Source organism: Gilliamella sp. B3482, from assembly GCF_026536805.1.
Taxonomy (GTDB): Bacteria; Pseudomonadota; Gammaproteobacteria; order Enterobacterales; family Orbaceae; genus Gilliamella; species Gilliamella apicola_E.
On sequence record NZ_JAFNNL010000002.1, the window covers coordinates 289,448 to 309,459 of the forward strand.

At 37.7% G+C, this 20,012-nt stretch carries 14 protein-coding genes and 1 CRISPR repeat array; of the genes, 3 read left to right on the forward strand and 11 right to left on the reverse strand.

The features are described 5' to 3' along the window. Nucleotides 1-2: 2 nt before the first annotated feature. From J3U18_RS04540 to J3U18_RS04555, 4 genes are read right to left on the reverse strand one after another with little or no spacing between them, the layout of a single operon-like run. Nucleotides 3-833 (reverse strand): metal ABC transporter permease, encoded by an 831-nt coding sequence (locus J3U18_RS04540; RefSeq protein ID WP_324169788.1) that lies wholly within the window; start codon nucleotides 831-833, stop codon nucleotides 3-5. Beyond that, complete coding sequence (locus tag J3U18_RS04545; RefSeq protein WP_220225774.1) at nucleotides 830-1,684, reverse strand: metal ABC transporter permease; 855 nt, start codon at nucleotides 1,682-1,684, stop codon at nucleotides 830-832. Before J3U18_RS04545 ends, J3U18_RS04540 begins: the two co-directional genes overlap by 4 nt. After that, entirely contained in the window at nucleotides 1,685-2,581 is an 897-nt protein-coding gene (locus tag J3U18_RS04550; RefSeq protein ID WP_081303320.1) for a manganese/iron ABC transporter ATP-binding protein, read from the reverse strand. Next, nucleotides 2,581-3,501: a metal ABC transporter substrate-binding protein gene (locus J3U18_RS04555; RefSeq protein ID WP_065563387.1), complete on the reverse strand. Its 921-nt coding sequence runs from the start codon at nucleotides 3,499-3,501 to the stop codon at nucleotides 2,581-2,583. The genes J3U18_RS04550 and J3U18_RS04555 overlap by 1 nt, the downstream gene beginning before the upstream one ends. Nucleotides 3,502-3,831: 330 nt before the next feature. Between J3U18_RS04555 and J3U18_RS04560 the strand changes: the two genes are divergently transcribed. After that, nucleotides 3,832-4,752, forward strand: a complete 921-nt coding sequence (locus tag J3U18_RS04560; protein ID WP_267353054.1) for an L-lactate dehydrogenase — start codon at nucleotides 3,832-3,834, stop codon at nucleotides 4,750-4,752. Nucleotides 4,753-4,999: 247 nt separating this feature from the next. Here the strand turns inward: J3U18_RS04560 and J3U18_RS04565 are convergent, their stop codons facing one another. The 3 genes from J3U18_RS04565 to J3U18_RS04575 form a co-directional block, all read right to left on the reverse strand. Next, entirely contained in the window at nucleotides 5,000-5,863 is an 864-nt protein-coding gene (locus J3U18_RS04565; RefSeq protein WP_267353055.1) for a hypothetical protein, read from the reverse strand. Nucleotides 5,864-6,304: 441 nt separating this feature from the next. Continuing rightward, entirely contained in the window at nucleotides 6,305-7,132 is an 828-nt protein-coding gene (locus J3U18_RS04570; RefSeq protein ID WP_267353056.1) for a hypothetical protein, read from the reverse strand. Nucleotides 7,133-7,530: 398 nt separating this feature from the next. After that, the gene (locus J3U18_RS04575; RefSeq protein ID WP_267353057.1) at nucleotides 7,531-9,894 is read right to left on the reverse strand and encodes a membrane-bound PQQ-dependent dehydrogenase, glucose/quinate/shikimate family; all 2,364 of its coding nucleotides are present in this window, start codon (nucleotides 9,892-9,894) and stop codon (nucleotides 7,531-7,533) included. Between the two features lie 586 nt (nucleotides 9,895-10,480). After that, nucleotides 10,481-11,048: direct repeats of the CRISPR family, unit length 28 nt; unit sequence GATTTATGCCGAGTAGGCAGTTTAGAAA. 248 nt (nucleotides 11,049-11,296) lie between these two features. Between J3U18_RS04575 and J3U18_RS04580 the strand changes: the two genes are divergently transcribed. Next, nucleotides 11,297-12,781 carry a hypothetical protein gene (locus tag J3U18_RS04580; RefSeq protein ID WP_267353058.1) on the forward strand — a complete coding sequence of 495 codons (1,485 nt, stop codon included), beginning with the start codon at nucleotides 11,297-11,299 and terminating at the stop codon, nucleotides 12,779-12,781. A gap of 828 nt (nucleotides 12,782-13,609) precedes the next feature. After that, nucleotides 13,610-14,911 carry a hypothetical protein gene (locus tag J3U18_RS04585; protein WP_267353059.1) on the forward strand — a complete coding sequence of 434 codons (1,302 nt, stop codon included), beginning with the start codon at nucleotides 13,610-13,612 and terminating at the stop codon, nucleotides 14,909-14,911. A gap of 298 nt (nucleotides 14,912-15,209) precedes the next feature. Here the strand turns inward: J3U18_RS04585 and ilvA are convergent, their stop codons facing one another. The 4 genes from ilvA to ilvM form a co-directional block, all read right to left on the reverse strand. Further along, the gene (gene ilvA, locus J3U18_RS04590) at nucleotides 15,210-16,742 is read right to left on the reverse strand and encodes a threonine ammonia-lyase, biosynthetic (protein ID WP_255561373.1); all 1,533 of its coding nucleotides are present in this window, start codon (nucleotides 16,740-16,742) and stop codon (nucleotides 15,210-15,212) included. 1 nt (nucleotide 16,743) lies between these two features. Beyond that, nucleotides 16,744-18,594 carry a dihydroxy-acid dehydratase gene (ilvD, locus tag J3U18_RS04595; protein ID WP_267353060.1) on the reverse strand — a complete coding sequence of 617 codons (1,851 nt, stop codon included), beginning with the start codon at nucleotides 18,592-18,594 and terminating at the stop codon, nucleotides 16,744-16,746. A 114-nt stretch (nucleotides 18,595-18,708) separates the two neighbouring features. Next, on the reverse strand, nucleotides 18,709-19,638 hold the full coding sequence (locus J3U18_RS04600; RefSeq protein WP_065563394.1) for a branched-chain amino acid transaminase: 930 nt from the start codon (nucleotides 19,636-19,638) through the stop codon (nucleotides 18,709-18,711). A 141-nt stretch (nucleotides 19,639-19,779) separates the two neighbouring features. Then, complete coding sequence (gene ilvM / locus J3U18_RS04605) at nucleotides 19,780-20,010, reverse strand: acetolactate synthase 2 small subunit (protein WP_267353061.1); 231 nt, start codon at nucleotides 20,008-20,010, stop codon at nucleotides 19,780-19,782. Between the last annotated feature and the right edge of the window lie 2 nt (nucleotides 20,011-20,012).

Sequence of the window (20,012 nt, forward strand, 5' to 3'; positions counted from 1 at the left end):
AATTAACGCCTTATTTTTTTATTAGCGTAGATCCGATAAAACTGGGTAAGAGTAAAAATCACTGCTTGTAAAATCACAATACAAGCACTGGTTGACGCATCTATATGAAAACTGATTAAAGTACCAGTTACCGTTGAAAATACCGATACAATTACTGCAATCACTAACATCTTTTCAAAACGTTTAGTCAATAAAAATGCGGTTATGCCCGGCGCAATTAACATCGCAATCACCAAAATAACACCTGCAGCTTTAAGTGATCCAACAATAGTCAATGCTAAAATACTTAATAAACCGTAATGTAATAATTTAACTGGCAAACCAACTACTCTTGCTTGTACGGGATCAAAACAATACAGCATTAAATCACGGCGTTTAATGATAACTAAAATCGAAACAATGCTTGCAATAGTAATAATTTGGATGAGTTCTTGATAGCTTGTTCCCAACACACTACCAAATAAAATATGATTCAAATGTTGCGACGTTTCCACTTTAGAAAACAGCACTAAACCAAAAGCAAACATTCCCGAAAAAACGATGCCCATCACAGTATCTTCCTTTATTCGACTGTTATCTTTAATGTAACCAGTAGCAACCGAACAAAATAACCCCGACGCAAATGCACCAATTATTAAAGGGATCCCAGCTAAATAAGCAAGTACAATACCGGGTAATACCGCGTGAGAAATAGCATCGCCCATCAACGACCAGCCTTTTAACACTAAAAAACATGACAGCAGGGCACAAACAATACCGGTAGCGAGGGCCGCTAGAATAGCACGTTGAACAAAAGGAATTGTAAGAGGATGATAGATAAGTTCCCATATCATACTGAACCTCCTTGTCTTGCTTGGCTGATTCGGCGTGAAATCAACCCTTGTCTTGGTGCAAATAAAAATGCTGCCAAAAAGACTAAAGTTTGTAATGTCACAATCACACCACCTGTTTCACCATTAAGGAAATAACTGATCCAAGCGCCAATTGCACTCGTCAGCGCACCGATGATAACTGAAATAATTAACAACCGTGAAAATCTATCGGTAAGTAAGTAAGCTGTCGCGCCAGGGGTTACTACCATCGCTATGACCAAGATTGCACCGACCGTTTGCAGTGCAGCAACAGTACAGGCACTTAAAATAGTAAAAAAAAGAATCTTTAACTGTAATGGTTTTAAGCCAATTGAACGAGCATGAGTTTCATCAAAAAAGACCACTAACAGATCCTTCCAAAAAAACAGTAGCAAAATCAGTGAAACTAAAATAATAATTTGCACTTGCCACATATCACTATCATCAATTCCCAAAATATTACCAAAAATAATAGTTTGCACATTAACAGAAGTTGGATTTAGTGAAATGATTAAAAGACCAATAGCAAAAAAGGTCGAAAAGATAAAACCAATAATAGCATCTTCTTTTAAACGAGTGAAAGCACGTACAATTGTTATTGATAAAGCTGCTAACAAACCGGTAAAAAAAGCGCCCACTGAATAAGGTAAGCCAAGCGCATAAGCACCTGCCACACCGGGCACTACTGAATGCGAAAGGGCATCGCCCATTAAAGACCAGCCTTTTAACATCAAAAACGCCGACAAAAATGCGCAAGCTGCACCAACAATACTACTTACCCAAATGGCTTTTAACATAAAGCCATAAGTAAAAGGTTCAAGAAGCAGTTCCATTTAGTGTTGCCCTTTAGTTTCAATAACAGTTGGTTCGACTAGAAAATCTTTGTGAGCCGAGTCATCATTGCCTTCACCATAAAATATAGCTGCCCGCTCATCATCAGTTAAAATAGACATTTTACGAGGATCTTCATCTTGGTGTAATTGCTCACCAGACAAGCTTAAATAACGTAGTGCGCCACCAAATGTCATCATCAAATTTTGTGGGGTAAATGTTGTTTTAGTTTCACCAAAAGCCAACACGGTTTGATTAATCAACACTACCTGATCACAAAACTCTGGCACACTACCTAAATTGTGGGTAGAAACTAAAATCAAATGGCCTTCATCACGAAGATCTTTAAGCAGATCGATAATGGCATTTTCGGTTTTCACATCAACGCCCGTAAATGGCTCGTCTAACAATAACACCTTACCTTGTTGAGCCAAAGCTCTAGCTAAAAAGACACGTTTTTTTTGACCGCCAGAAAGTTGACCAATCTGGCGATGCTTAAAATCCAACATATTGACTCGTTCTAGTGCCAGATCGACTTGTCTTTTATCTTCCTTACTTGGTATTCGTAAAAAAGACATATGACCATAACGCCCCATCATCACCACATCCGATACCAAAACCGGAAAATCCCAATCGACTTCTTCAGTTTGAGGAACATAGGCAATAATATTTTGCTTTAATGCTTGTTTTACCGAAATATCATTAAACGTCACTTGTCCTTTAGTGGGTTTTATCATCCCCATAATGCTTTTAAATAGTGTCGATTTCCCACTACCATTAACGCCGACAAGTGCACAGATAGTGCCACCATTCAAACGAAAACTCGCATCATGAATTGCTGTATGACCATTATTATAGGTCACGGTAATATCATCAACATTTAAGCAAATTTGAGTCATTATTTTTCGAATCCTTTAGCGATTGTTTCAACCGTCACTTTTAATAAATCGATATAAGTAGGAACAGGGCCATCTTTAGTAGAAAGTGAATCAACATACAACACACCACCATAAGTAGCGCCAGTTTCTTTACTTACCTGCTTAGCAGGTTTATCAGAAATCGTACTCTCACTAAATAAAACAGGTATATTATTAGCACGCACTAAATCAATAAGATGCTTAACTTGTTTAGGTGTACCTTGTTGCTCGGCATTAATCGGCCAGAGATACGCCTCTTTAAGATTATAATCACGTGCTAAATAACTAAAAGCGCCTTCACTGGTCACTAACCAACGCTGTGATTCAGGGATCTTAGCTAAACGCTCACGAAGTGGGGCATCAAGCGCCTTAATTTTTGCCACATATTCTGCGGCATTCTTATTATATATTTCGGCGTTTTTCGGATCATATTTAACCAAAGCCGCACGAATATTTTCGACATAAGTTAAAGCAAGTGTTGGTGACATCCAAGCATGAGGATTTGGATTACCTTTATAGCTACCTTCTTGAATCGGCATTGGCTCAATGCCTTCTGTTACGACAACTGAAGGCACATCTTTAATATCTTCAAAAAAGCGCTCAAACCAAAGTTCTAAGTTTAAACCATTCCACAACACCAAATCGGCAGACAGTGCTTTATTAATATCTTGTGGTGTAGGATCGTATTCATGAATTTCGGCGCCAACTTTAGTGATTGACTCCACAACTGCGGCATCACCAGCCACGTTTTGGGCAATATCTTGTATAACAGTAAATGTGGTAACAACTTTAAATTTTTTCTCATCAGCTGATGATGAATTGGTCAGACCCGTCAAAACCAGTAGCGATGCTAAAATCGCATTTAATAATGTCTTACGGCTTTTAAAAAAATTGAATTTCATTGATTAATCCTTATTGTATACTATCTGTTCGAACTCAATCAAGTACAGAAAATAAGCTGTAGATAAACGATCAGAAATGTACGAAATCCTTTTCTAGATCACTCCCTATTACTTTAAAAATGCAAAAATGATATTTTAAATGTTAATGAGAATTATTATCATTAATAAAATAAAAGTCAAATTTTTTATTACTCAATATTAAACAAAAATACAAAAAAAGCGTAGCCAGATACATCTATTAGAACGATAGATAATGTAGTGTTAAACTGGAGATGATATCGCACTCCATCAAAAAAGTAGAATGACAACTTATAAATAACGAGGCTAAATATGAAACTACGTAAAGTAATGATTATTGGTGTAGGAAATGTCGGTTCAACCACCGCTTATACATTAGTCAATCGTGGATTTTGTGAAGAGATCGCACTAGTCGACCTTAATAAAGACTTAGCCTACGGTCACGCACAAGATCTACTTGATGCCGCCGCTTATCGCCAAAACATGATAAAAGTCAGTTTACGTGAATCGACGGACTGTGCTGATATCGATATAGCCATTATTACTGTCACCTCAGGGCTGGCACAAAAAAGCAGGGCAGAAGAGCTGTCAGGCACATCTAAAATCATGGCTAATCTTATTCCCAACATGATGAAAAGCGGATTCAAAGGCATATTCCTAATTGCCACAAACCCGTGTGATGCAATTACTTATCAAGTCTGGAAACTATCTGGTTTACCTCGTCATCGCGTCATTGGTACAGGTGTTTGGCTCGATACAGTTCGCCTGCGACGATTACTCGGCGAACAAATGGATATCGGACCACAAAGTATTGATGCCTTTATTGTGGGAGAACATGGCGATTCACAATTTCCAGTATGGTCACACTCTTCAATTTATGGCATAAATCTTAATCAACTTGAAAAAAATAAAATTAATTTTGCGGACATTGGTACTAAAGCTAAAAATAAAGGCTTTGAAATCGTCAAATACAAACACTGCACCGAATACGGCATTGCCAGCACGATTGCTGAAATTTGCCAACACATCTTCACCAACAGCCATCGAGCATTAGCATTAAGTTGTATTTTAGATGGTGAATATGGGTATAAAGATGTCGCTATAGGGGTACCGGCAATTTTAGATCAGCATGGTATTAAAAAAGTGATACAACTTGATTTTAACGATAAGGAAAAACAGCTATTTGATACAAGCATTAATATTGTGAAAGGTTATATTCAACATATTAATTAATCTTTTTAAAGTTAAAACTTATGTCATACTTTTATCAGCCAATAGCGATAAGCATTTTATCTGATTCTATTTAAGGCCGATTAATAAATCGGCTTCTTGTACAATTTGATTTTTGATGATTGGGTAAATTAACGTCATAAAAATGGTGTATAGTCATTGTTGCAATTAATATGCAATCTTTTCTTACCACATTGAACACACTCAAAGAGATAACCAGTCAGTGCGCCATCTTTGGATAATGACGTTCTTACTCCTCAATAATACGAATTGTTTCCTGCAATTTTTTCAATTCAGCAGTACTTAGAAAATAATTAATAGAATTTTTAATATAATCAGCTATTTGTTTATATGTTTGTAAATTATCGGATATAGGATAACAGTCAATATAATGACTAAATGACACGATATCATCAATATCGGCAAACTGTTGCTTGGTAAGTTTATTCAAATATTGCTTTAAATTTTTAGTTTGACAGTTTACCGGAGAGGCTTGTAACCAAAACTGATTGTCATGAAACTGATAAGTTAAATCAATAGCTTTTTTATATTGATAGATATCGTCTTTTACCTCCGCTACATAGCCGAGTTCATAAACAGCGTCTAGTTTAATATGAAATAGTTGATCTTTAATCGTGGATGAAAAGTAAAATATGTGATCTTCATGTCCAGTTTTTCCCGCTACCATTAATTCATCTAGATATTTTCCATTTTTGTCAAAAGCATTAATTAACTTGATATCTTCGTTGAAACCTTCGCCTATACTATCAAAAGTAAAATCATAGAGTATAAATTTGATATCACCCATTTCAAAGCGACCAATAGCTTTTAGATTTTTCAGCGTAAAATAGTTGTCGGTTTCAACAATAGGCTTATCATAATAGCTATAATCATCATCATCGTCGAAATGAAAAAATTTGCTATCAACATATATTCCATTGACGGTATTATTGCTATCAATAGGCATAGATAAAACAGGTAAACTTTGATAGAAGTCATCGAAGGAATCAAAATGCTTTCTATGATTAAATGAGTGATCATCGGCAAACACTACATGAGTGTTAAACAGAGTAAAAAATATCGCTAAACATAAAGTAGAAACTATTTTTTTCATTTTCCTATAAAATCCCTTTTATTACTATATAGTTACAATTTTTGCAGTCAGTATATCTCATGAAATAAGGTTTTCTTTCTGCCATGATACATCTTCATAACTATTTAATCATGTAGATAAATTATGGCATTAGTTTTGACCAAAAATCCAGATTTATCTTATTGATCGAGACTAAAGCATTTAGCAATGGGATAATTTCGGCCAATCCTACATAAATGCACAAGGTTCATTGTGTTAACCATACTTCTTGCTGCTATGATGAATAACTTGGTGTTTTCAATATGAGCTCGTTACACCATGGATAGATATATTCAGGCTCTTTGTAAAGCGGTAAGTCATATTTTATTGAGCGAATTTTATGACATAAATCCCATCTTTTTTGACTGAAAATATCTAGTTGATAAGCGTTGGAATGATATTAAAAAGTAGGTAAACACATACCTACTCCTCAATAATACGAATTGTTTCATGCAATTTTTTTAATTCAGCAGAACTAAGAAAATAACTTCTAGCATTATTAATATATTCAGCGATTTGTTTATATGTTTGCAAATTATCGGATATAGGATAACAGTCAATATAATCACTAAATGCCACGATATCATCAATATCGGCAAACTCTTGCTCGGTAAGTTTATTCAAATATTGCTGTAAATTTACAGTTTGACAGTTTACAGGAGGTTTTTTTAACCAAAACTGATTGTCACGAAACTGATAAGTTAAATCAATCGTTGTTTTATCTTCTACATCATAAACAGAGTCTAGTTTAATATGAAATAGCTGATCTTTAATCATGGATGAAAAGTAAAATATGTGATCTTCATGTCTATCTTTTCCTGCTACCATTAATTCATCTAGATATTTTCCATTTTTGTCAAAAGCATTAATTAATTTGTTATTTTCGTTGAAACCTTCGCCTATACCATCAAAAGTAAAATCATAGAGTATAAATTTGATATCACCCATTTCAAAGCGACCAATAGCTTTTAGATTTTTTAGCGTATAATATTTGTCGACTTCAATAATTGGTTCATCATAATAGCTATAATCATCATCATCGAAATGAAAAAATTTGCTATCAACATATATTCCATTGACGGTATTATTGTTATCAATAGGCATAGATAAAACAGGTAAACTTTGATAGAAGTCATCGAAGGAATCAAAATGCTTTCTATGATTAAATGAGTTATCATTGGCAAACACTACATGAGTGTTAAACAGAGTAAAAAATATCGCTAAACATAAAGTAGAAACTATTTTTTTCATTTTCCTATAAAATCCCTTTTATTACTATATAGTTACAATTTTTGCAGTCAGTATATCTCATGAAATAAGTTTTTCTTTCTGTAATGTTACATCTTCATAACTATTTAATCATGTAGATAAATTATGGCATTACTATTAACCAAAAATCCAGATTTATCTGATTGTTGAGACTAAAGCATTCAGTAATGGGATAATTATTGGAAATTATAGAAATAATGGAAAGTGGTGTTGTGATAGCAGCAATTTCGCCAATGAATTTAAGAAAGGTATCAGGTTTAGTTGAATAGAATAGTTAAATTAAACTGACTAGATTGTATTTTATTTGCCATTATATCGTTAACACTAAACGATATAATGGCATTTCTAGATTAAGCTTATTTTATCTATTTTGCCAAAAACTATTTTTTATCTGGCAATGCATAAGCAATAACATAATCGCCACGCACAGGAGATTGTCTTGCGCCACTAGCGGAAATCACAATATATTGTTTACCTGTTTTTGGTGAGATATAGGTTATTGGAGTACCTTGACTACCCACCGGTAATCTCGCTTTCCAAACTTCTTCACCTGTAACCGAATCAAAGGCTCTTAGGTAAAAATCTTGCGTAGCAGCAAAGAATAATAAACCTGACTTAGTCGCCATTGGTCCACCAATGGTCGGCATACCGATTGGAGCAGGTAAATGCATAGGTATACCTAAAATACCCGTATCCATAACAGTGCCTAAAGGTTTTTGCCAAACTACTTGACGTGATTTAAGATCAATAGCTGTCATTGTACCATACGGTGGTTTTTGGCATGGAACGCCAAGAGGTGAGGTAAATCTTAAACGCATTGCACCAAATGGTGTTCCTTTTTGTGGAACAATACCCATCTCAATCCCGCTTGAATTTTTCGGAATTTGATCTTGAGGAATCATCCAATTTTTCAAGCCAATACGCATATCATTAACAAACATTAAATTCTTTTGAGGATCAACTGCCACGCTACCCCAGTTCATACCACCCAACGATCCTGGATATTGTAACGTTTTAGTCATACCCGGCGGAGTGAACAGACCATGATATTCAGAACCAACAAAGTCAATACGACAAAGAAGCTGATCATATGGTGTTGCTCCCCACATATCGAACTCAGTTAAGGTTTCATTACCAATTGAAGGCATCCCCACTGAAAATGGTTGAGTCGGAGAATAATATTCACCCGGAACATTACCTTGCGGAACAGGTTTTTCTTGGACTTCTGCAACAGGTTTACCCGTTACGCGATCAAGCATAAAAATTTGACCGGATTTTGTGGTTTGTACAATGACTTTTGTCACGCCACCATTTTCATTTGGAATATCATAAAGTAATGGTTGGGAAGGTAAATCATAATCCCATAAATCATGATGAGCCGTTCTAAATGTCCAACGAATTTGTCCGGTTTTACGTTCTAAAGCCACAATAGACGAATTAAAATCATCATCATAATGAGTTCGGCCACCACCAAAAAAGTCTGGGGTTGCATTACCGGTTGGAGCATAAACAAGATCAAGCTCTGGATCGTAAGCTGTTGTTGCCCAAACATTAACGGTACCGCGAGTATAAGTTTCATTTGCAGGTGGTACATCGGTGATATTTGGATTACCTGGATCCCACGCCCAAACCAAATTACCAGAATGAACATCAAAAGCTCGAACTACCCCGCCAGGTTCATTGATTGAAAAGTTATCGGCAACCCGTCCACCAACAACAATAACATCTTTGGCTACTAACGGTGCAGCAGTCGGTTCATAATAGCCTGGCGGAATATCACCCATATTTTTCTTAAGATCCACAACACCTTTATCACCAAAATCTTCACATAATTTACCGGTATTGGCATCGATTGCCATTAAACGGGCATCAATAGTGTTCATAATGATTCTAGCTGAACAAGTCGCATTACTATTGCTAACATTATCTAAACTATCTTCATAATAAGCTAAGCCTCGACAACGCTCCCAGTTTGGAGTTGATGCTTTAGGATCATAGCGCCATTTTTGTTGACCTGAATCTGCATCTAAAGCAATCACAATATTTGTTGGGGTGCAGAGATAAACATTTTGGCCAATTTGTAATGGCGTATTTTGATCTTCCGGACCTGAACCGCTGTTATAAGGCACATAACCGGTACGATAAGTCCATGCGACTTGAAGATCTTTTACATTCTCTTTGTTAATTTGATCCGCTCCGGAAAAACGCGTCCCTTTAGTGGTATTCGCATATTGTCTCCAATCAAGCAGATTGTCTGTAGGTTTCAATTGATTGTTGGCTAAAGGTACTGCATTTTTAACCACATTATGTTCCTGGAACATAAATCCGAGCGAAACACAAAGCGCAACAAAAATAAAAATACCGACAGCATACCCACCTTTGCCAGCTTTATTATCGCCTGTTTCATGTTTCTTTAATGTTGGATAAGCAAATGCAATAAGCATTGCAAAACCACCAAATACCATTAAACGAGAAAATAACGGCCAGAACTGCAAACCAACTTCATATAATGCCCAAACAATTGTTAAGGCATAAGCTAAAGCATAAAGCCATGCACCTTTAGTGTTTTGCTTAAATAAAAGAAATGAGGAAACGATTTGCACCAACCCCATTAATAAAAAATACCAACTACCACCAACGGCAACAAGTCGCACACCGTTAATGGTCAAAAACAGCCCGCTGATTAATAAAATTGTGGCAACAAGCCATAAATAAAATTTTTTAGCACCATTTATCTTTATCATGAATAATCCTTATACTTAATATTAATCTTACTATTGATTAAATTTCTCAGTTTAATTTGACGTTGTTTAATGAGTAATGGTAGAAAACGACGGGGGTAAAAGATGAACTCCTTAATTATTTATCATCATCCATCAACAAGGCAAAAACTTGTCTGATAAATATGCAATTAATATGCTCTCAATAATTGAGAAAAACAATAGGGGCAAGAAAAATTTTTTTGACTATTTTGCAACTGAAATTTGCATATTTTAATATCAAAAAATAATAAATTTTATTATTAAAAAAATCAGGTTGTTAGTGTAAATTTAACGCATATTTTTATCACATAAAGCATGTTAGTGTGATTGAATATTTCGCCTCGATGGTTTAAACAAAATAAAAAGATTTTTTGCGTTTTTTATAGCCCCAAAAAGTTGAGGAGCGGGGTTTTTAATTCTAAAATAAATAACTTAATAACCCTTTTTTCGATTAAAAAATAAAATCATTAAAAATCATAGAATTGTAAATCTATAAAAAAAAGGGTTTTTAATCCCCAAAATGTCTTTTGCCTTTGTGCAAATAATGTTTATAGTATGTAGTGTTCTAGATTTATGCCGAGTAGGCAGTTTAGAAAAACTACCTATCTAAACCAAAAACGCTGGGAAGGATTTATGCCGAGTAGGCAGTTTAGAAACATGGGGACGTTTGCCAGATCTGCGTGGAGAGGATTTATGCCGAGTAGGCAGTTTAGAAAAGTAAAAAATCTTTGTAATTCATTGCTATAGCGATTTATGCCGAGTAGGCAGTTTAGAAATCTAACAGCAATCAAACAATCCTCACTATTTGGATTTATGCCGAGTAGGCAGTTTAGAAATATATGTCGGTTACTTTTGGTTGGGGGTATGAGATTTATGCCGAGTAGGCAGTTTAGAAATGATTTAAAACCTGTTCCTAATTGGACTTGTTGATTTATGCCGAGTAGGCAGTTTAGAAAACTTGAAAATCTTATGTTACGCCAGCGCATCAGATTTATGCCGAGTAGGCAGTTTAGAAAACACGCCCCCACCGTGACGGATTACCGGAAACGATTTATGCCGAGTAGGCAGTTTAGAAAGTCGATTGAAGAGCACGAAGTTTTTTCGTTAGGATTTATGCCGAGTAGGCAGTTTTCCCCTCCAAAATTTGAGGAACGGTTTTTTTGAAGTCCGAATATTCCATTCCTTAAATTCACAAAAAAACTAGTATCAATCGCGTGTTATTTTTTGTAAACGCTTTTCTTTACGATGACTGGTTGTTAAAAAAATATATTGTCCTTAATCTTTTTAGTCATTATACTTTTTACATTGTTTTATTTAGACGACTAAAATTAAATCGATAAATAATATCAATAAATTTAAAGGACAATTGATAGGGTGGTCGAAAATGTGTGATAATTTTCAACTGGTAACCGATAACTTAAATTCGTCAAAGCAAAGCTCAAAATATTTATTTTTCAAGAAAGCTTATTTTTTCTCGTACTTAAGCACCATTCAGATCACTTTTGCGCGCTTATTTTGTCGATCCAATTTATTCCAGCAGATTTTTTTTGCGCTGTTATTTTCTTCCTCTTTTTACAGCCATGCACTAAAACCTAAACAGACAAATGTTATTAACGATAGCCAGCCGTATTTAACCTTCAATGGTAATCGTACCTGTACCGTTGATATCGACAACCTGCTCGAAATATCTTTATCAGATGGGACACGATACACGCCTTCAACCAATAACTCATCAATTAACAACCCAATCAAGCTGCCTGGTCGGAGTCTTACCGATATTAGTCTGTTAGCCCCAACTAATTCAGTTGCATTAAGTACCATTATCGGTTCGACATATACTCATTCGGGGGATGATGTGAACATCACTTTAAATGTATCTATCGTCGATAAAGATAACCAAGCGGTATCACGCAATACCGTGTTAGATATTTGCAAGGCACCTTATCAGGTTAAATTAAGCACTGCAGCTGGTTCGATTAATAATGGCGAGTCTACTAGTTGTAATTTCAGTGCCAGTAATGTGACATATTATATAACTCCTAACGAATCATCAGCAGTATGTTTCGCTAGGCCTAATTTAAGATTAGGTAAACTTAATGAGAAAGGTCTTTCTCACGACTACCGCGGTCCGGCTTCAGTGTGGAATCCTGATAAAGGTTTTCTCACTCAATCATCTTACAACTTAAACTTCCCTACTACTGGTGCTCATGGTTTGTACTTTGATTTACTCATTGAAGGTAGTAATAAGCCGTTGTCTTGGTCACCGGTTTCTCATGGTGGTATAACCGCTACCATGACCAATTCTACAGCTACAAGTGTACGCGTAACCTTAACCGGTCCTGTTGCAACTGAATCACAATGGAATTCTAGCAACCCTGGTCTTATTTCTAAGCCTACTTTGCCCCAAACATTTGAGTTAGTCGGTCGCGATAGTAGTGGTAACCCTGTCGTCAAGTATGGATTTGAGTTAAAGCAGTGGTTTATCCATCAAAGTATTAGCACTTATTTAGATACATTATCTTGGTGTAAGAGTATTGGTTATCGACCGACTAAAATTAGTGATCTAACCAATGCATCTTGCCGTGGGACTAATCACGGTTCTTGGTGTAAAGATTCAGTCGGTGCTACACCGTCGTCACCTAATAATTTATACCAGCGTCAAATCGGTGCTGGTCTCTTTACGGAGTGGGGCGCAATGGATTACTACTCGGGAGCTGGGTTTTACCTTTATGGGTACTGGGCTAATGACTTGACGACTGACTTAGATATCCTCAATACTCTTGGTCAGTTTTACGTGGCCTCAGGTAGTGGTAGTATCGATAGGATCGACACTATCCATAGCATCTATGGAATTTGTACCTACCCTTAGTCCATACTTCTAAATCCCTATGGCTGGAGCTTTTGGGATAGTAAAAATAGCGTCAATAAGGGTAGCTGATTCAAAGAGTCAACGGGATTGTCCTATAAAAAGCGATTTTATAGCGTAGATTCGCATACCTCGACTGAGGTAGGTTAATTTGCGTTTTTTGAAGCAAAAAAGTTGAGGAGCGGGGTTTTTGAGGTTTTAAATTTCACTTAAAAACTTTTAAATGATCAAACTTACTAAATTTCTAATTCTAAGCCCTAAAATTAAATTTTCGAGGATCTTTAATTATTTATTTAAAGATTTGCAATGGTGATATATTTAATTAAAACAACAGTTAATCAATTATCATTTAGATCCTTTTTAGATCCTATTTACAAAAGTTAACGAAACCGAGCGAAAAAAAGTGTTGCATCGTGTTTTTCCAATCACTATACTTTTTACACGGTTTTAGCTAAGAAGCTAAAATTTGATAGAAAAATATAAAATCATAAATAAAATCATAAAATTACTTGACAGGATTGTCGCAAATGTTTTATAATTTCCAACAGGCAACAGGCAACATGGCCAACCTATCTTTTAAATTCGTCTAAATTTAGCTTCCAACGTTTATTTTACACCGAAACTTATTTTTCCACGCAATTATGCAGAATTCTGCGAATTATCACGCGATCCATTTTTCGATCCTCTTATTCTTTTAAATTATCTTGGTGGATCCTTTTAGGTTCGGTTATTTTACATCCTTTTTCTAGCTTCGCATTAACTTCACAGACTACAAAAAATCCGATTCAAGGTAGCGCGCCTTATTTAACCTTTGATGGTGGTCGTACTCGTGTGGTTGATACTAATGCTCTGCTTGGGATTACGTTATCTAATGGTGTTAAATACACGCCTTCAACTAATACTTCCGTTACAACGCCAATCGTGTTGCCTGTTGCGGGTCAAAGTTTTGCTGATATTGATATGTTGGTTCCTACTTATACTAATTCAGTCGCTTTAAGCTCTCTTATCGGCCCACCTTATAATTATTGGGGAGATGATGATGGCGATACTGACGTTACAGCTACTGGTAGTTTAAGTTTATCTATCGTTGATAAAAATAATCAACCCGTCACGCGTCATACTGTTCCAGATATTTGCAAGGCGCCTTATCAGGTTAAATTAGCTAGCACTGACGGCACATTAAGTACTCGTTATGGCGTTCCAAGTAGTCGTATTTTCAGCGCAAGTAATGTTACTTATTATATCAATCCACAAGCAGGGGCTGTGGTTTGTTTTGCTAGGCCTAACTTAATATATTTAATTATTGAGAATGAATATCATTATTTTAATCACGTATCTGGTCCTGCTTCTATTTGGAACCCTGCTAAAGGTTTTTTACTTCAATCAATTACGCCGTCATCTTATGGTTTAAATTTTCCAACTACTGGCGCTAACAATTTGTATTTTGACTTAGACATTGCTGGTAGTAATCAGGCTTTATCTTGGGCTCCTGTCTCGCATGATGGCATCACTGCTACTATGACTAGTTCTACAGCGACAGGCGTACGCGTCACTTTAACTGGGCCGGTTTTAACTAAATTCGGACGGAATTCTAGCAATTTTGCTGTTGAGATTCCTGTAATTAAGCCGCCTACTTTGCCACAAACATTCGAGTTAGTCGGTCGCGATAATAGTGGTAAAGCTGTCATTAAATATGGTTTTGTATTAAAGCAGTGGTTTTATCCTTCTAATCAAGCTTATACTTATGATAAAGCATCATCTATCTGTAGTGACCAGCATTTACGTTTAGCTACGGTTAAAGATTTAACTAATGCTTCTTGTAATGGGATAAATTCTCGTAGTGAGTGTAAAGGTGCCGTCGGCGCAATACCTTCATCACCTAATAATTACTTTCAGCGTATAATTGGTGCAGGATTGTTTAGTGAGTGGGGCTCAACGCACTCATATAATAACATCGGTTTTTTTGACCTCAGTTACTACTGGACTAGTGATGGAATAATGCCTCCTTTAAAAGGCCGTAAATCATCAATAACTCCTACTCAGAACCGTAAATTTGCCGTTAGCCCGAGAAATGGTTCGATAACACGTTTTTCCATTAAGAGTTCTAGTCCCATGCTCTGTGTCTCGCCTTAGCCTTTTTAATTTCTTGAAAGAGGGAATAGGGGAAGGAACTATAGCGTTAAAAAGTGTAGTTTAGTCATATGGTTAATGATGAAATACGATTTTGTAGAGATGCTTGAACTACCTGATATGAGGATTAATTTCTAGACGTTTTGAAGAAAAAAGTTGAGGAGCGGGGTTTTTCAGTCATTGATCTGACTAAAATTAATCCAATCTTTTTATCAATAATAAAATAGCATGGTTAATAATTAGTTAATCGTTAATCTATAATGTGTTGAGACAAAATCCGCCCCTGATTGGGGCGGTTGAATTATTTACCGGTTAAGAATAGTTTAAGTGAAGGATTTTCTGTTTCGTTATGGAATCCGTAATCCAATTCAGTTAAATGTTTGGTAAAGGTGCTATGGCTGGCGTTGTCGATTTCAAAGGCGGCTAGCACGCGACCATAATCGGTGCCGTGGCTACGGTAATGGAACATTGAGATATTCCAATTGGTACCCAAGGTTTGTAAGAATTTGAGTAGTGCGCCTTGTGATTCAGGGAATTCAAAGCTGTAGACTTGTTCATTAATCGGTTGGCACGGTTTGCCACCAATCATGTAACGGACATGCAGTTTTGCCATTTCGTCATCGGTTAGATCAACAACTTGATAACCTGCTGCGGTCAGTTCTTGCATGATTTCGTCTTTTTCGTTGCTTTTGGCAATTTTAACGCCAACAAACACGCAAGCTGATTTGTCGTCATGATAACGGTAGTTGAATTCGGTCACAGCACGACCACCGAGCAGTTGACAGAATTTGAGGAAGCTGCCTTTTTGTTCTGGAATCGTGACCGCTAACAGGACTTCGCGTTTTTCGCCTAGCTCGCAACGTTCTGATACATAGCGTAGATTGTGGAAGTTTAAGTTAGCGCCGGATAGAATATGGGCTAAGTTTTCGCCACAGATGTTGTTTTGTTCAACATATTTTTTCATTCCCGCTAACGCCACCGCGCCAGACGGTTCAGCAATGGCGCGCACATCGTCAAATAGATCTTTAACGGCGGCACAAATTTCGTCACTATCGACAGTGATTATGTCGTCGATATATTGTTGGCAAAGTCTAAATGTTTCGTCACCAATTCGTTTAACCGCGACGCCTTCAGCAAATAAGCCCACGCGATCAAGGTCAACGGGATGACCGGCAATGAGTGCTGCTTTTAGGCAAGCATCGTCTTCAGGTTCAACCGCAATGACTTTAATTGATGGCATGATTTGTTTGATTAATACGGCAATACCGGCTGCAAGCCCTCCACCCCCAACAGGGACAAAAATGCGGTCAAGTTTGGCATTTTGTTGCAGTAGTTCCATGGCGATACTGCCTTGCCCTGCTATGACAAGGGGATGGTCGAAAGGGGGAATAAATATACGGTTTTGTTCTTTGGCTAATTCCATCGCTTTGGCTTTGGCTTCATCAAAGTTGGCTCCATAAAGTAGCACTTCTCCACCAAATCCTTTTACCGCTTCGACTTTAATATCTGCTGTGGTTAATGGCATGACAATGAGGGAATTGATGCCTAATTTTGTAGCTGAAAATGCGACACCTTGTGCATGATTGCCGGCTGATGCAGCAATTACGCCACATTTACGTTCTTCCGGCGTTAGGCTGGCAATCATGGCTTGCGCGCCCCGTATTTTGAAACTGTGAACGAGTTGGCGATCTTCTCGCTTAACAAACACTTGGTTTTTTAGGCGAGAGGAGATTTTTTCCATATATTCTAGCGGTGTCACTTGAGCGACATCGTATACCGCACTACATAGTGTGGCTTTTAGATAATCAGCGCCGGTTAGTTTGTTATTATTCACGTTAACCACCTAGTTTACTTTTATCACGTACCGCACCTTTGTCAGCACTGGTTGCTAAGCTTGCATAAGCTTTTAGTGCGTATGAGACATAACGGTTACGGTTATGAGGTGTAAAGGCTTTATCACCGCGAGTGAGTTCAGCTACGCGACGACGTTCTAATTCATCTTCAGGTACGAGGATGTTTAATTTTCGATTTGGGATGTCGATATCAACAATATCACCATCTCGAACTAAACCAATCACGCCACCGTTGGCAGCTTCTGGCGATATGTGACCAATGGATAAGCCTGATGAACCACCAGAGAATCGACCATCGGTAATTAATGCACAAGCTTTGCCAAGGCCCATTGATTTTAGGTAGCTGGTTGGGTAGAGCATCTCTTGCATCCCTGGTCCACCTTTTGGTCCTTCATAGATGATGACGACTACATCACCTTCAACGACTCGTCCACCTAAGATTGCATCAACCGCATCTTCTTGGCTTTCATAGACTTTAGCTGGGCCACGGAAGACTAAGTTTTCAGCAGCAACACTTGCTGTTTTGACGATTGCGCCATCTTCGGCTACGTTACCGTATAGGGTTGCTAGTCCGCCATCTTGGCTGTAGGCATGAGCTTTGTCGCGGATACAGCCGTTTTGGCGATCGTCATCAAGCGTATCCCAGTAACAATCTTGTGAGAAAGCTTTGGTAGTGCGAATACCTGCCGGACCACTGCGATACATTTTTTTGACTTCTTCGTCAGTGGTTTGGGTGATGTCGTATTTTGCAAACGTTTCTTGTAAGCTTAGACCAAGCACGTTGTGGACATTGCGGTTAAGTAATCCGGCTTTGTCTAACTCTGATAATATTGAGACAACCCCACCCGCGCGGTGTACATCTTCCATATGATAAATGGCGGTACTTGGCGCTACTTTACATAGGTGAGGGACTTTGCGAGATAGTCGGTCAATGTCTGACATGGTGAAGTCGATTTCACCTTCTTGTGCAGTGGCAAGTAAGTGCAATACGGTATTGGTTGACCCCCCCATGGCAATATCGAGCGACATGGCATTTTCGTAGGCCGCTTTAGTGGCTATTGATCGTGGTAAGTACGAATCATCATCCTGTTCGTAATAACGTTTGGTGATTTTAACAATGCGTTTAGCGGCATTTAAGAAGAGTTTTTCACGCTGTTTGTGTGTCGCAACCAGTGAACCATTCCCCGGCAATGATAAACCTAATGCTTCGGTTAAGCAGTTCATTGAGTTAGCAGTAAACATGCCTGAGCATGATCCGCAAGTTGGACAAGCCGATTGTTCAATTGCTTCACTATCAGCATCACTAACATTTGGATTGGCACTTTGGATCATGGCATCAACCAAGTCGAGTTTGATGATTTTGTCAGATAGTTTGGTTTTACCCGCTTCCATCGGTCCGCCTGATACAAATATAGTTGGGATGTTTAGACGTAGTGACGCCATTAACATGCCGGGGGTGATTTTGTCACAGTTTGATATGCAGATCATGGCATCGGCGCAATGGGCGTTAACCATGTATTCAACGGAATCGGCAATCAGTTCTCGTGAGGGTAGTGAGTAAAGCATACCGCCATGCCCCATGGCGATACCGTCATCGACAGCAATTGTGTTAAATTCTTTGGCAATGCCACCACACGCTTCAATTTCTTTTGCTACCAGTTGGCCAATATCTTTTAAGTGAACATGACCCGGTACAAATTGTGTGAATGAGTTAACCACCGCGATAATGGGTTTACCAAAGTCTTCATTTTTTACGCCTGTTGCACGCCATAAAGCGCGGGCGCCCGCCATGTTGCGACCTTCAACCGAGGTTGCTGAACGATATCTAGGCATTTGTTGCTCCCAATTTTTTTATGCAAGCGACCGATTTCTTTCGGTACGTATTTCTATGATTAATAAATCGTTAAATAATGACGACACCGCAGTTTTTGCTGCGGTGTATTTATTTTATTTAATTGGATCTAACCAACCGTATTTGTCTTCAGTTTTGCCATTAAATAATCCGAAGAAGGTTTGTTGGATTTTCTTCGTGATTGGGCCACAACGACCAATACCAACTTGGATTCGGTCAACACTACGTACTGGTGTGATTTCGGCAGCGGTACCGGTCATAAATACTTCATCAGCTAGATAGAGTGATTCACGTGATAGAGTTTGTTCACGTACTTCAATGCCTAGATCATGTGCAAGTTTGATGATTGCATCACGGGTAATACCTGGTAGTGCTGATGATGATAGTAATGGGGTAAATAATATGCCATCTTTGACGATAAATAAGTTTTCCCCAGAACCTTCAGAAAGCTGACCGTTTACGTCTAATGCGATGCCTTCTTGGAAGCCATTAGCTCGGGCTTCTGATCCGATAAGAAGTGATGATAAGTAGTTACCACCCGCTTTAGCTGCTGCTGGGATAGTGTTTGGTGCAAAACGGTTCCATGATGATACCATTGCGTCAATACCTTGTTCTAACGCATCTTCACCAAGGTAGGCTCCCCATGGGAATGCTGCAATCATAACATCAGTTTTGTAACCAGCAGGCGGAATAACGCCCATACCAACATCACCAATAAAGACTAATGGGCGAATGTAGGCACTTTTTAGGTTATTTTTTTTGATGACTTGGCGAGTGGCTTCCATGATCTCTTCAAGAGAATAAGGGACAGGAAAACGATAAATTTTGGCTGAGTTTAGTAAGCGTTGTGCGTGTTCTTTATGGCGAAAAATTGCTGGACCGTTGTTAGTTTCATAACAACGAACACCTTCAAATACTGAAGTTCCATAGTGTAGGGCGTGTGACATTACGTGTATTTTTGCATCAGCCCATGGAACCATTTCGCCATTTAGCCAAATATAATCAGATTTTGCTGTAGTACCCATTTTTTGTTTTCCTCTTAAATTTACTTTTATTAAGCATGTATTTTGCTTTTATTAATTTGTGCATTATACATAACTTTGTTTAACTGCTATAGTTTATTAATTTAATTTGTCTTTTTTACAAAAGAATCTATTTGTTCTTTACTACGCTACCGTTATTACATCCTCCAATTTGGTAATTTGGTTTTGCAGTGACGATAGCGTTCGTTCGGTTGTCAATGTCAGTGTCAAGGTGAATAATTGATTGTCAATTGATTGCATTTGCATCTGTTCGATATGGCCTCCACGGTGGCGAACAACGCGTAAAATGCGTTCAAGTGAACCCAATTTATCATTGGCAGTTATGGTAAATTGATGTGTCGCTTTTTGAGTCATCA